Source organism: Vibrio sp. BS-M-Sm-2, from assembly GCF_041504345.1.
GTDB lineage: Bacteria > Pseudomonadota > Gammaproteobacteria > Enterobacterales > Vibrionaceae > Vibrio > Vibrio satsumensis.
The window spans coordinates 941,574-954,961 of record NZ_CP167895.1; the positions used below are offsets into that span (position 1 = coordinate 941,574).

General features: G+C 43.8%; 15 protein-coding genes. 6 read left to right on the plus strand and 9 right to left on the minus strand.

Translation table 11 applies throughout. From position 1 onward, the window contains the following. Window positions 1-91 precede the first annotated feature (91 nt). Together pyrC and AB8613_RS20195 are read right to left on the minus strand one after the other, a co-directional pair. Window positions 92-1,120, minus strand: a complete 1,029-nt coding sequence (gene pyrC, locus AB8613_RS20190) for a dihydroorotase (protein ID WP_372384849.1) — start codon at window positions 1,118-1,120, stop codon at window positions 92-94. Between the two features lie 192 nt (window positions 1,121-1,312). Then, the gene (locus tag AB8613_RS20195; RefSeq protein WP_008215717.1) at window positions 1,313-1,471 is read right to left on the minus strand and encodes a YqaE/Pmp3 family membrane protein; all 159 of its coding nucleotides are present in this window, start codon (window positions 1,469-1,471) and stop codon (window positions 1,313-1,315) included. A 216-nt stretch (window positions 1,472-1,687) separates the two neighbouring features. Between AB8613_RS20195 and AB8613_RS20200 the strand changes: the two genes are divergently transcribed. Then, the gene (locus tag AB8613_RS20200; RefSeq protein WP_372384850.1) at window positions 1,688-3,544 is read left to right on the plus strand and encodes an MOSC N-terminal beta barrel domain-containing protein; all 1,857 of its coding nucleotides are present in this window, start codon (window positions 1,688-1,690) and stop codon (window positions 3,542-3,544) included. A 101-nt stretch (window positions 3,545-3,645) separates the two neighbouring features. Here AB8613_RS20200 and nadE read toward each other — a convergent pair whose 3' ends face one another. Continuing rightward, complete coding sequence (nadE, locus tag AB8613_RS20205; protein WP_146490931.1) at window positions 3,646-4,476, minus strand: ammonia-dependent NAD(+) synthetase; 831 nt, start codon at window positions 4,474-4,476, stop codon at window positions 3,646-3,648. A gap of 109 nt (window positions 4,477-4,585) precedes the next feature. Here nadE and AB8613_RS20210 point away from each other — a divergent pair, with 109 nt between their 5' ends. Together AB8613_RS20210 and AB8613_RS20215 are read left to right on the plus strand one after the other, a co-directional pair. Next, window positions 4,586-5,107 (plus strand): nicotinate-nicotinamide nucleotide adenylyltransferase, encoded by a 522-nt coding sequence (locus AB8613_RS20210; RefSeq protein WP_017067428.1) that lies wholly within the window; start codon window positions 4,586-4,588, stop codon window positions 5,105-5,107. 27 nt (window positions 5,108-5,134) lie between these two features. Further along, window positions 5,135-5,620, plus strand: a complete 486-nt coding sequence (locus AB8613_RS20215) for a hypothetical protein (protein ID WP_060980539.1) — start codon at window positions 5,135-5,137, stop codon at window positions 5,618-5,620. A gap of 178 nt (window positions 5,621-5,798) precedes the next feature. Here AB8613_RS20215 and AB8613_RS20220 read toward each other — a convergent pair whose 3' ends face one another. After that, window positions 5,799-6,425: an AraC family transcriptional regulator gene (locus AB8613_RS20220; protein WP_146490930.1), complete on the minus strand. Its 627-nt coding sequence runs from the start codon at window positions 6,423-6,425 to the stop codon at window positions 5,799-5,801. Window positions 6,426-6,600: 175 nt separating this feature from the next. On the opposite strand from AB8613_RS20220, the gene AB8613_RS20225 reads away from it, so the two are divergent. Then, the gene (locus AB8613_RS20225; protein WP_146490929.1) at window positions 6,601-7,707 is read left to right on the plus strand and encodes a 1-acyl-sn-glycerol-3-phosphate acyltransferase; all 1,107 of its coding nucleotides are present in this window, start codon (window positions 6,601-6,603) and stop codon (window positions 7,705-7,707) included. A gap of 102 nt (window positions 7,708-7,809) precedes the next feature. Here the strand turns inward: AB8613_RS20225 and AB8613_RS20230 are convergent, their stop codons facing one another. Continuing rightward, entirely contained in the window at window positions 7,810-8,409 is a 600-nt protein-coding gene (locus tag AB8613_RS20230) for a hypothetical protein (protein ID WP_146490928.1), read from the minus strand. Window positions 8,410-8,510: 101 nt separating this feature from the next. Here AB8613_RS20230 and AB8613_RS20235 point away from each other — a divergent pair, with 101 nt between their 5' ends. Next, window positions 8,511-8,813, plus strand: coding sequence for a YnjH family protein (locus AB8613_RS20235; protein WP_327784785.1), 303 nt, complete (start codon window positions 8,511-8,513; stop codon window positions 8,811-8,813). Between the two features lie 36 nt (window positions 8,814-8,849). On the opposite strand, the gene AB8613_RS20240 is transcribed toward AB8613_RS20235, so the two are convergent. After that, a complete protein-coding gene (locus AB8613_RS20240) occupies window positions 8,850-9,149 on the minus strand; it encodes a YfcZ/YiiS family protein (protein ID WP_146490926.1) in 300 nt (99 codons plus the stop codon). A 530-nt stretch (window positions 9,150-9,679) separates the two neighbouring features. On the opposite strand from AB8613_RS20240, the gene AB8613_RS20245 reads away from it, so the two are divergent. Next, window positions 9,680-10,141 carry a TetR/AcrR family transcriptional regulator gene (locus AB8613_RS20245; RefSeq protein WP_004731875.1) on the plus strand — a complete coding sequence of 154 codons (462 nt, stop codon included), beginning with the start codon at window positions 9,680-9,682 and terminating at the stop codon, window positions 10,139-10,141. Between the two features lie 395 nt (window positions 10,142-10,536). On the opposite strand, the gene AB8613_RS20250 is transcribed toward AB8613_RS20245, so the two are convergent. The 3 genes from AB8613_RS20250 to AB8613_RS20260 all read right to left on the minus strand — a co-directional run bounded on the left by AB8613_RS20250 (window position 10,537) and on the right by AB8613_RS20260 (window position 13,355). Next, window positions 10,537-11,319: a heme ABC transporter ATP-binding protein gene (locus AB8613_RS20250; RefSeq protein ID WP_372384851.1), complete on the minus strand. Its 783-nt coding sequence runs from the start codon at window positions 11,317-11,319 to the stop codon at window positions 10,537-10,539. After that, a complete protein-coding gene (locus AB8613_RS20255; RefSeq protein ID WP_372384852.1) occupies window positions 11,319-12,356 on the minus strand; it encodes a FecCD family ABC transporter permease in 1,038 nt (345 codons plus the stop codon). The genes AB8613_RS20250 and AB8613_RS20255 overlap by 1 nt, the downstream gene beginning before the upstream one ends. A gap of 108 nt (window positions 12,357-12,464) precedes the next feature. Continuing rightward, window positions 12,465-13,355 carry a hemin ABC transporter substrate-binding protein gene (locus tag AB8613_RS20260; RefSeq protein ID WP_372253707.1) on the minus strand — a complete coding sequence of 297 codons (891 nt, stop codon included), beginning with the start codon at window positions 13,353-13,355 and terminating at the stop codon, window positions 12,465-12,467. Window positions 13,356-13,388 lie beyond the last annotated feature (33 nt).

Here is a 13,388-nt window from a genome sequence, read left to right on the forward strand (position 1 = left end):
AAAAGGGTCATCCATAATCGGGTGACCCTTTTTAGTTGAGGTGAAGTATTTACGACGTATCTACAACGTATTTACTTTGCCTTCCGAGCGTTTATTTTACAGACCAAGCAATAGTCTCGCCGCCACGGATTGGCACAACGATGTCTGAACCGAAAGGCATGGTTTCAGCAACGTTCCATTCTTCTTTAACTAGAGTGATGGTGTCTGTGTTACGTGGGATACCGTAGAAGTCAGGACCGTTGTGGCTCGCGAAACCTTCTAGGTTCTCAAGCTTACCTTCTAGCTCGAACACTTCTGTGTAAAGCTCTACTGCTGCGTGCGCAGTGTAAGAACCCGCACAACCACATGCTGACTCTTTAGCGCCTTTCGCGTGTGGTGCAGAGTCTGTACCCAAGAAGAACTTCTTGCTGCCGCTTGTTGCCGCTTCAATCAGTGCTAATTGGTGAGTGTTACGCTTAAGAATCGGTAGGCAGTAGAAGTGTGGCTTAATGCCGCCAACCAACATGTGGTTACGGTTGTAAAGCAAGTGGTGAGCTGTGATGGTTGCAGCAACGTTGTCATTTGCGTTCTTCACGAAAGTCGCAGCATCTGCAGTTGTGATGTGCTCTAGAACAATCTTCAGGTTAGGGAAGTCGTTCACAATCGGTGCAAGTACTGTGTCTAGGAACTGCTTCTCACGGTCAAATATATCAACATCGTGAGTCGTTACTTCACCGTGTACCAAAAGTAGCATGCCAACTTCCTGCATTGCTTCTAGTACGTGGTAGATGTTCTTAGCAGAAGTTACGCCTGAATCAGAGTTTGTTGTTGCGCCAGCTGGGTAAAGCTTAGCTGCAACTACTGCGCCAGACTCTTTCGCTTTGCGAATTTCATCAGGTGTTGTGTTGTCTGTTAGGTAAAGTGCCATTAGAGGCTGGAACTGTTCACTTGGTTGCTCTGCCATGATGCGTTCACGGTAAGCAAGAGCCATTTCGGTATCGGTTACCGGTGGGATGGTGTTTGGCATGATTAACGCTCGACCATTGTAGCGGCTGATATCGCGCACTGTATCTTTTAATACGTCGCTATCGCGTAGATGAACGTGCCAGTCGTCAGGACGAGTAATCGTAAGTTGTGTCATTGAAGGCTCCCACCATTTGAAGTGTTATGTAGTTGGAGCCTAAACTCGGCGAAATCTGTGAAAGCAATCGCTTACGTTTAGGCGACAGGATGATAGTGGAAAAGCACTTTCATTTCATCCTATTTTTAACTCTTCAGGGTTAGGAGCTTGTTTTTCTAGGTATTTTATTCGGTATTTATTTTTGAAGACGGGTTAGCGGGTGGCTACCCAGAGCCCGTGGATCATTCCTGGCACCCAGAAGAAGAAGGTAAGGACAATGTTGATCAGCAAATCTTTACCTGCGCCACGCGCGAAAAATACGCCAACAGGCGGAAGCAGTACACATAAAATGATAATGACGAGTTTGTTCATGATAAATCCTTTTTATTCAATGAAGGTTCAATGCATTAATCGTGTTCAAAGTATAGAACGTATGGAGAGTGTTACGGCATTGCTGCCTTAATGTATCAACACAGAAAGCTAAACATCTCAAGATAATAGCTTAGTATCAAGTGTTTAATGCCTGCCAGTTTATCTATTTATAACCATTTGTTAGCATTGGGACAAACAACAAACATTGGAATCGTTATGTCGCAGCTACCGTCAGATCAAAAGGCTTCACAGCAAGTGCCTTCTCTATCTCAAATCAATGTATTTCCGGTTAAGTCAGTGGGCGGGATTGCGCTCTCTTCTGCTTGGGTCGAAAAACAAGGTCTTACTTTCGACAGACGTTTTATGTTGGCACTGGCTGACGGTTCGATGATCACGGCGCGTAAGTACCCTAAAATGGTCAAGGTATCTTCTAGCTTGCAACCCGATGGTTTGATCTTCACTTATGAAGCTAAAGAACCGCTGCGCTTAAAGTATGCGAGCTTCAAGATGCAAGAAGCGCCAGCAACGGTTTGGAAAGACAGCTTCACGGCATACACGACATGTGATGAAGCCGATGATTGGTTCAGTGATGTGTTGGGCGTGCGCGTTGAGCTACTGTTTTCTGGCGAGCAATCGAATCGTGTTCGAGAAAAGCTTGGTCATAATGTAAGCTTTGCCGACGGTTACCCAATGTTAGTGATCAGCCAAGCCTCTCTTGATGAACTTAATCGCCGCAGCCCAGAAACACATTCAATGGATCAGTTCCGCACCAACTTTGTTGTTTCAAATACAGAAGCCTTTGCCGAAGATGGCTGGAAGCGTATCCGTATCGGCGAGGTTGAGTTCGAATCGGTGAAGCCTTGTGAGCGTTGTATCCTAACTACGGTTGATGTTGAGCGTGGCGAATTTAGAGCAACAAAAGAGCCGCTTAATACCTTCTCTACATTCCGAGCCAATGAGCGCGGTGGTGTTTTCTTTGGTCAGAATCTTGTGGCCAAAAATGAAGGTTTAGTCAAAGCCGGTGATGTCGTTGAAGTACTCGAAACCAAAGAGAAAGAGCACTATGAAGACACTTGGGTTGAGTCGTTACATTTAACGTGTGTTGAGCGAGAAGAGATCGCTCGTGACTTTACGACGTTCTGGCTAGAGCCAGCGAAAGAGAACCACGCATTACCAAGCTATCAGCCAGGGCAACATCTACCGATTGAGATGGTGATTAATGGTGAAAAAGTGTCTCGTCGTTACACGTTATCTTCGAGCCCAACACGCGCAGGTCGTTTGGCGATTTCAGTGAAGCGAGTGGACGATGGCCAAATCTCAAACTGGCTCAATGATCATTTCCAAGTGGGCGACACTCTAGTTGCTCAAAACCCAGATGGTGCATTCTACTTAGAAGCAAACCCAAAACACCCGTTACTGCTTTTGTCTGCAGGAAGCGGTATTACGCCAATGTTGTCGATGCTGCGTTACCTAGCCGACCATGGTCAAATTGATGACGTGGTTTTCTATCATCAATGCAGCAGCGAAGAAGACATCCCTTATCAAGCTGAGATTGATAAGATCGCCAGTGAGCATGCCGGCCTACGTGTGATTTATTCGCTAAGCCAACCAACCAAAGAGTGGGATGGTCTATCTGGCCGTTTGAGCGTATCTCATGTCGCTAAAATTGAAGAGTTACACAAACGCCAAGCTTTCGTGTGTGGCCCTGACGGCTTTATGGACAATGCAAAGAAACTGCTGATTCAAATGGGGCTCAACCCTCAGCATTACCATCAAGAAGCGTTTGGTGTGGCTCAATCGACCGAGGAAGCTGTGAAGCAACTTCAGTTGAGTGTGAATGGCTACTTGTTCGAAGGTAATAATCAGTCAACCCTGCTAGAGCAAGCTGAGTCGGCGGGTGTGTCTATTGCTTCAAGTTGTCGTGCGGGTTTCTGTGGCGCTTGTAAAGTGACCCTTGAGTCAGGGCAAGTTCACCAACCAGATGTACCTGCGTTGCAAGATCATGAGCGTAACATGGGGCAGATACTGGCGTGTTGCAGTGTTCCGCAAACTGATATCGAAGTTGTGGATTAATAGCTCGCTAGATCATAAAGAAAAATGCATTAAATAGAAAAGGCCGGAAGCTCATTGAAATGAACTTCCGGCCTTTTTAATTCTGAGACTAATTCAAAAAATTAATCGTAGATCGTCGGGATTGGTTGACGCTTGTGCTGCGTTGCTTTGTAGATGCTCACTAAGCGATCGGATACGTCTTGAGGTACTTCTTTACCTTCAAGGAAATCATCGATTTGGTCATAAGAAAGGTTCAGTGCAGCTTCATCCGCTTTCTGAGGGTCAAGCTCTTCGAGATCCGCGGTCGGTACTTTCTTAACAAGTTGCTCCGGAGCACCCAGAGTTGCAGCAAGTTCACGAACTTGACGTTTGTTCAGGCCGAACAAAGGTGCTAAATCACATGCGCCATCACCGTGTTTAGTGTAGAAGCCTGTGATGTTTTCCGCTGAGTGGTCGGTGCCGATTACAAGGCCGCCAACGTAACCCGCAATTTCGTATTGTGCGATCATGCGAGCGCGAGCTTTCACATTGCCTTTCACAAAGTCGATTTTTGCTGAATCTGTTGGTAGCAAGCCTGTATTTTCAAGCGCAACGTGAGATGCTGCGTGCAGCCCATCAACGCCTGCTTTAATGTTTACGGAAACAGATTGAGAAGGCTGAATAAAAGACAGAGCAAGCTGCGCTTCGTCTTCATCTTTTTGTTCGCCGTAAGGTAGGCGAACGGCGATAAATTGGTAGTCGTTGCTGCCAGTGCTTTCGTTTAGGCCGTCGATTGCCATTTGCGCTAAACGACCACAGGTTGTCGAATCCACACCGCCACTGATACCAAGGATCAGAGACTTGCAGCCTGACTGCTGAAGTTTCGTTTTGATAAAGTCCACACGACGAGTCACTTCGAAGTGAGGGTCAATTGAAGGTAGTACGCGCATTTCGTCACGAATTAACTGTTCCATTCGTATTCCTTTCCTGCAAGCAAATTAAAAATCTAGTGTTATCATACCTAAATCATCTGATTTAAAAACCTCTTTGCACAAGCTTAGAAAGAGAAGGCAGTAATTTATAATGGAAAAAATAGCCATTTTCGGTAGTGCGTTTAATCCACCGAGCTTAGGGCACAAAAGTGTGATTGATTCGTTGGCTCACTTTGACAAAATTCTACTGGTTCCAAGTATTGCCCATGCTTGGGGAAAAGAGATGCTAGACTTTGATACGAGATGTCAGTTAGTTAACGCATTTATTAGCGATCTTTCACTGGATCAAGTGGAGCTTTCTTTGATCGAAAAGAGCCTATTTACTCCAGGTGAAAGCGTAACGACTTATGCAGTGCTCAGTGAGCTTCAAAAGTTACATCGTGACGCTGAACTGACGTTTGTTATTGGCCCAGATAACTTCTTTAAGTTCTCATCTTTCTATAAATCAGATGAGATTACCGAGCAGTGGTCTGTAATGGCTTGCCCTGAAAAAGTCAAAATTCGTAGCACAGACATACGTAATGCGTTGATAAGTGGAAGCGATGTGGCAAAACTGAGTACAAAGTCAGTTACAAAGATGTTGCAAGATAGTGGGCTGTATCAGATAATGTAAGTTCACTAATCAAGAGGTCAGAGGACTATGCTAAAGCGCGCGATACCAGCGACGATGATCATTGCAGCATGCAGTTTACCTGCTCATGCTGAGTGTGACTTTTTTAGTTTAGATTCGATCATGCTGACCTCTGATGATGAAAATAGCTGTCTAGATTTCTCTACAAGCCTTGAATCTTTCGGTCAGCGCATGATGGAAATCAGTGGGCTGAGTGATGATGAACCAGAAAGCACACCGGACTATTGGTCTGACTGGGTTCTTCAAAGTAAAGACACGCCATTGCTGACACAAAGCATTGAATCAAACTATGTTGGTTTGGGTATGTGGTTTCCAGAAGATCTTGAAGATGAACAGTATGATATGTCGACCGAAGAGTGGTTGATGAATCATGGTCTTCAACTCAGCATCGGTTTTGGTGAGAAAGTGGAAGGGCAACCGCGCATGCGCTTTGATTATCGTTGGCATGACTCGCGAGACGCTGACTTAATGATGCAGGTTGAATTGCCTTTCTAGACTGTTAGATAGTTAATCTACGTTAAAATTTTAAGAATTAAAAAAGCCGCAAAACTGAGTTTTGCGGCTTTTTAGCAACTGGTGTTTTTAGCTTGGTTCAAAAACTTGGGTGATAGAGTGACTTGAAGTTCGGCATCACTAGTCTAGTGAGTGAAGAACGGGTGCTGGCTCTCCTTGCCTAGAGGTCTTCACCGAACACTAGCATGCACAGCTGTTCGAACTCTTCTTCTTTACCTGAGAACAAATCATCAATCACAAGTGCGCGTTTCTGACCAGATTGCATGCGCTTCTTCGCCTCGCGCATTACCATCACTAAGGTGTGTTCTTGCGGTAGGTTTGAGTCATCAATGTTCCATTGATTGAATCGCTGAGACAAAGCACTTTCACAAAGCAGTGGTTTAAACGCTAATACTTCTTGCTTCAATACAGAAAGCATATCTTTAAATGCTTGCTCGGTATTGTTGGCATTTGAAGTACGAGCTTTGGTTAGCTCTAATTTTTCCAGTAACGCAGAAGAGAGGTTTGTTTGCGTGATGTAGCCCGCTTGTCTAGGGAATGAATCCGTCAAACGCACAGAAAAGTCGACGCGGTTAACCTGAGTGTTTGGAAAGTAGGTCAATGATGTTAGGCAGTCATATGGAATCCAGACGCTTTGTCCTGGTTCAACGGCATACTCTTGTTTACCTAGCTTTATCAAAACCAAGCCACTTTGAACCGATACAAGGCTATGCTTAAGTACTTTCTTGCGTGGTGTGATCACCAAGTGTAAAAAGTAAGCCGATGTATATTCAATAGCGAAGTTCATAGATAGTACCTTAATTTTGGGGCGTCAAGATTACCGTTAATCTTAAAGAATGCCAACAATAACAGGGGATTTTCGATGTTTCTGGTCTGACCTTGTCAAAAGTATGGGCTCTGTAGCTGCGAGAAGTCAAAACAACGCGTAGAATGAGCCAGCTTTTTATTATATGAATGAAAAAATGACCTCTCCAACCGATCCATATGTTGATATTCGTCCTTACGGCGATGATGAAATTCCAGCGGCACTAAACCGTCTTATTAATGATGAAGAATTTATCAGTGCAATCTTGCACTACCGTTTTTCAAACCATGCGTCTTGGTTCAAAGCATTAATGAGTCCGATTTTGCGCGTGTACTTAAAAATGAAATGGAGCAAGCTGACCAGCGTTGAATCCATTCAGATTGAAGTGAAAAAGTACTTACGTGACACGCTAGCGAAAACCACTAAAGGTGTAACGTACACTGGTGTCGAGTCACTGGATGCGAATCAAGCTTATCTATTTGTATCAAACCATCGTGACATTGCTATGGATCCTGCGTTGGTAAACTACGCTCTGCATCAAAATAATCATCAGACTTGTCGTATCGCTATTGGTGATAACCTGCTGAAGAAGCCATGTGCGACGGAATTGATGCGTTTAAACAAGAGCTTCATCGTAAAGCGTTCTTTGAAAGGACCGCGTGAGATGATGAAAGCACTAGGGCAGCTGTCTTCTTATATTAAGCATTCTCTAGAAACGGGTAACTCAATCTGGATCGCTCAAAAGGAAGGTCGCGCTAAAGACGGTAACGATTTTACCGAGCCAGCAATCTTGAAAATGTTTCACGTTGAAGGACGTAAACAAAAAATTGCTTTCCCTGAATACGTGAAGTCATTGAAGATCGTTCCTGTGGCTATTTCTTACGAGAACGACCCATGTGATATGGCTAAAGCGATAGAGCTTTTTGAAAAAGACGTAAACGGCAGTTACGAAAAGGGTGAATTTGAAGATATCGAAAGTATCATTCAAGGTATCATCGGTAATAAAGGTCGTGTTCATGTCGGTTTCGGTCAGGTTATCGACCAAGATTTTGATACGCCAGAAGCGCTTGCAGAAGAGATTGATCGTCAGATCCACGATAACTACAAGCTGTTCCCAGTTAACTTGCTAGCAGCGGAAAGAGAAGACGAGTCGATTACAGCTGCGGTTAAGCAAGAGTTTGAAGAGAAGTTATCGACTTTGCCACAAGGCGCTCGTCAATACTTGATCGATAGCTATGCGAACCCAGTGAAGAATATCGGCTAATGAGTGTTAGCAAACAAGTTCATTGATGGAACTGAAAAAGGAGCCTTAGGCTCCTTTTTTGTTGCTGGTCATCTGCTTTTAAGACCTAAAGTTTAGGTTGAACTATCGAGCGACGGCGCCACCGAGTTCTAGGTTTGTTGGCCAAGTCGTAACGTTGTTGCCACCTAGGTATATATTGCCTTTTACTGTCATGGTCTCGGGAAACGTTGTGACCCCAGAACCACCTATATATAAGTCGCCATCGATGACTATCCCGTTTGGTAGCTCTGTCAAAGGCGTACGAATCACGCTCAGATCTCCTTTCACTCTAAAGCCATTGGGTAGCCTCTGAAGTGGAGTGTCTGTGAGGTTAATAAATCCGCCCACTCTTACTCCTCGTGGCCAACTGGTAATCTGACTGCCAATTAAGTCGGCGTAGCCTTTTATCTTAACTCCAGTCGCAACTCGAGAGAGCTGGCTGTTAGACGCTTTGAGGCTACCGTTAACTTCTAAGCCTTTAGGCAGGCGAGTGATCGCGGTGTTCTCTATATTTAGATTGCCATCAACGATTAACCCTGTGGGTAGTGAGGTGTAAGGCTTATTTCGTAGATATAAGTTTCCGTAATTATCCAGATGGTTCAATATTTGATACTGATCGAGTGGTTCTGCAGTCACATTTGTTATGGTTAAAGAACCAATAATAAGTGCAATTATTCGGAGCATAATGGGCTTCTTATTACGATAGACGTTAACACTATAATGAAAAAATTACCCTCGCATAGTGTTTTACTCATTTGTTGGTAGGTAAAAAGGATTAAGAGACAATGAAAGGTAGATCTTTGATTCGAATAAAGCGTAAAATTTTGAAAATTTTTGTGATTTTATCCGCGGTGCTGTGTTCAACATCAGCAAGTGCTAATAAAATAATATCAACGCCAGCCAAGGCGGCAGTCGTCGTCACTCAGAGTGGTTCACAGCAACGAGTTTGTTATTACAATGATAAGGCATATAGTGTTGGTGCTGTCGTTGAGGTATCAGGTGTTGTAATTAAATGTGCGGCTGAAAATGACTTTGAGACTAATGGTGCTCTAGGTTGGGTTGAAATAATAAAAAAAGACGAGCAGTAAACTCGTCTTTTAATTGTATGTGTACAGGTGCTTATATTAACGTGCTAGAGAGCGAGTCTTAAGTTCGAATATAATCTTCTCGGCGCTGACTTCAAATTTAAAGCGTGCGTGCAATTCTGTGCTTTCTTCTGTCATCTCTGATGCTTCAAATTCAACATTGCTAGACACTTGCTTTGCTAACTCAACATACTTAGCGAATTCAGCTTCAATAAGGGTTTTAGAGTTACCGTAAACCGTTACTTCAGCAACATCGTCGCCTTCTTTGATGATGAAGCCAATTTCGCCTGCGCAACCGCAAGCCTCACATACATCATTGTTACCAATATCTTGGCTCATAAATAATCCTCTTACAAAGTCTGAGGTTATTCTAACGAGCAATTTGAACTGTATCTACAAAAATTAAAACCTTTGAACTAATTTGTACTGGTATGCTATGTTGTTTGTTAAGGTGCTTAATGAATATCTACATTCGCGCCGATAAATATGTATGTGATTTACCTCACGTTTTGTTGAAAAGGAATGTTATTAATTTGTCAGAATATCATTCACTTAGTTGCGCCAGGAATGATTTTATAAGACTATCTATCGCTTGATAGGTATTTATACAATGAATTTTTCGTTGGGTATTTCATATTCTAAGTAGTTATTTAAACTTATCAACTTAGGATTGTAAGGTGATTTTCGAAGAATAATTAGACAAAGAGTCCAAAGAGACATCACTGTAAAATTGTTCGTACATAGTATTTGTGTGAATTTAGTTATAAATACTTGCGAAAAAATACCTTGCTCACATAATGCTGATAACGATTTTCATTCTGACTTCATTTGATTGAGTTAGATGGATTTACAAAGAGAAGAGCCTGAATATGCCAAAGCGTAGTAAAGAAGATACAGAAATCACGATCCAGAAGATCATGGATGCCGTTGTAGACCAGCTATTGAGATTAGGTTACGACAAGATGTCATACACGACGTTGAGTCAACAAACAGGCGTTTCTCGTACAGGTATTAGTCATCACTTTCCAAAGAAAACGGATTTTACTGCTGCTTTAGACGGTCGTATTTTCAAGATGTTCATGGAACACATTGACTTCGAAAATGGCCTTGACGCATTTTCAGCTAGCTGGGTTGCAGCACTTGAAGACGCTGAGTTCCTAGCAATCTTACGTTTACTTTTCCATCATATCGTTACTGCTGAGAGTGCTCATGAGTTCGCTGCAAACGGTATTGATCGTCTATACAAGCTGACTGAAACTCAGTTTGGCGATACAAGCGGTAAAGAACTAGAGTGGTTGATTGGTAAATCATTGATTCGAATGAGCCAATAATCAATACACAATGAAAGAAGCTCCTGAGGGGGCTTTTTTTGTGTCTGCAATTTCTCTTTCTCTTTCTCTTTCTCTCTCGAACTCATATCGCTTCTGCTATCTTGCTTTGTGCCAAATGAAGTTATTTCTTTTCTTTTTAAATGCTTACGTTTGCCTCTTATATTCAACCTTAGTTGCTAAAAACTAAGCAACACTAACTGATATTGTTGATTTCTAGAGCCTCAAACGCTCGGAGTGGGACGTTTTGGAGTTCATTGCTATGGTTGCTAATAAAATGGAGTTTAAGACGGGAGAGAGGCTATGAGCCAATAAAAAGCCTCGAGAAAATCGAGGCTTGGAGTGACTTAACTGTTATTAGGAACGAATACTCAAAATGAGTGGGTTCTAAATCGAGTCTATTGTGCGGGGTGAACCTGAGGGAAGCTCATGGTTGGATGTTTTTCGACGATACTTTTGTAGCCGTATACATCCTCAATCATAGAAGGTTGAAGTGCCTCCCAAGGGCTGCCATCGCAAACTAAGTGACCATCTTTTAGTACTACGAGTCGGTCGGAGTACTGAGCGGCCAGGTTTAAGTCATGTAGCACTACGATTACGGCCGCATTTTGGTTGTCGGCTAAATCTCTCGCGATCTTTAAGGTGTTGTGCTGGTGGGCAAGATCCAGTGCAGATGTTGGTTCATCAAGCATCAAGATACATTGATCGCCAGAATAATGAAGCTGAGTTAGCACTCGAGCCAAGTGAACTCGCTGTTTTTCACCGCCAGATAGCGAGGGGTAGAGCCTTTCACTTAGGTGTGTTACATCAGCAACATCCATTTTTTGGCCAGCTATGTTGGTGAGCTTCTTGTTGGACTCTTGTAAGGGGATCCCACCAAGCTCAACAACTTCGTGTGCCAAAAATGGGAAGGTCAAGGTACTGTGCTGAGGAAGCATAGCCAAATGTTTTGCCAACTTATGCGAAGGCCACTTATCTTTGGTGTGTCCAAAATATTGGATATCACCCTTGCTCGAAATCTCTTGGCATAACGCTTTAAGCAGAGTGCTTTTCCCTGCGCCATTTGGCCCAAGCAGTGTGGTTACCTTTCCTGCTTCAATCTCAATAGAAACACCATCTAATATCACTTTATTACCGAACTTCACTTCGATGTCGGTCGCTTTTAATGCTGAAGGAAACATTAAAGGATTCTCCCTTTCTGTTGAAATAGAAGGTACAAGAAGAATGGAGCACCGATGATTGCAGTGACAATGCCTACAGGCAGTTCTGCTGGTGCAAGTACCACGCGTGAGAACATGTCTGCAGCTGTTAGTAGTAATGCGCCTAGTGCCGCTGATAGGGGCAAGAGAATACGGTGATCCGGGCCAGCCAACATGCGGCCCAAATGGGGGATAACAAGACCGATGAAGCCAATCATGCCAGATAGGCTAACCGTGACACCAACGCCTGCAGCAGTCAGTAGAATCAACCTTCGCTTTAGCTTCTGTACTGGGATACCAAGATGCTGTGCTTCTGATTCGCCAAGTAACAGGGCATTCAGTGACATTGCTTGACGGTAGAAGACAATAAATAGTACGCCCAGAGTGACAGCCGCAAGCAAAATACCTGACCACTTCGCGCCCGCTAATGAACCCATTGACCATAATGAAAGATCACGCAGCATTTGATCATCAGCAATGAAGTTCAAGAAGCCAATACCTGCGCCTGACAGTGCGCTGATCGCTACACCTGCTAACAACATGATGGTGACTGAAGTACCGAATTTTCCCGTACCTAGCTTATAAACCAGCAGCGTGGTTAAGGCTCCACCTAAAAAGGCAAATATAGGCACTGCTGCAAAGTTCATGAAAGCGGGGTATTGCAGTGAAAGCTCAGAGAAAAGCACGATGGCTAATGCTGCACCTAATGAGGCTCCGGCAGAAACGCCGATGATTCCTGGCTCGGCAAGTGGATTTCGAAACAAGCCCTGCATGACCGCGCCACACAAAGCGAGAATTGCGCCGATTAGTATGCACAATATCGTTCTAGGTAAGCGAATTTCTTGAATCACCAAGTTGATGTGAGGTGCTAAGTCATTGTTTGGTTGAATTAAGCTCGTAGCGCTGTCGGCTAAGCTAATGTTCATTGGTCCAACAGTGATCGAGTACAGTGCGACGAAGACTAGGGTAGCCCCTAGGCCTAACATCGATGTTTTCAGTGGGACGGATCGTAGCAACATAAAGGGCCTCAATGTCCATCGCTAGCTTCAATATCCATCACCAACATTGCGGAAAAGCGGGTAGGTAATGGAAACTGAGCTAGCAACAGTAAGAATAGGGTGGTCGAGTTATAACGGATAGATAAGAGCGTTTAATCGCTTGGCTTCTGAAAGGCTTTCGAGGCCAAGTCCGCCGACTAATGCACTGCCTTTTACGGTAATGATTTGTTTGTTCATGCCAGCAGGAGTCGCTGCTAACATAGGCAGCGATTTAAGAATGGCGTCAGCGCCGCCCATTTTTTGGTAGCTGCGGCCACTCACCAAAATGACATCAGGCTGCATTTCAACGAGTGATTCCATCGATAGTGGTTTGTAAGACGTCAGGCTTTTAGCCGCAGGGTTTACACCGCCAGCCAATTCAATGATCGCGTTTGGTGACGTTTCACCGCCAGCAACGTTCGCCGGGCGACCTTCATGTAATAATAAGAACAGAACTTTCTTCGCTTCGTTGTTGGGTACTTGGTTTGCTTTTAGTGCTGCAATCTTCTTATTTACTTCAGCTTTGACTTGCTGTGAGTGAGCTTCGGTGTGGGTAATTTTTGCGATTTGGTCGATACGCTTTAATAACCCCTCAACGTTTGCTTCGGTATTGACGATCTCGACATCGACACCGGCAGATTTCAATTGAGAAATCGCGTTGTCAGGTCCCATTTCATCTGAGCCAATTAGTGTCGTTGGCTCTAAAGCAATCAAGCCTTCTGCTGAAAGGTTTCGGTGGTAACCAATCTTCGGCAGGTTCTCTGCTTGAGGGAAATGGCTGGTCACATCAATCGCCACTAACTGCTCTTCAGCACCTAGAGCTAAAACCAATTCAGTCACAGCACTGCCTGCACTTATGATTCGAGGTTGTTCTGCATCGTTAGCATTGGCGATAGGTGCAGTTAGTACCAAACTCATGGTGGCGATTGCGAGTAAGTGTTTGTTATTATTTAATTTGTTGAGTATTTTTAAGTCTTTCATAATAATTTCTTTATACTTTCTTCTGATGGAGAG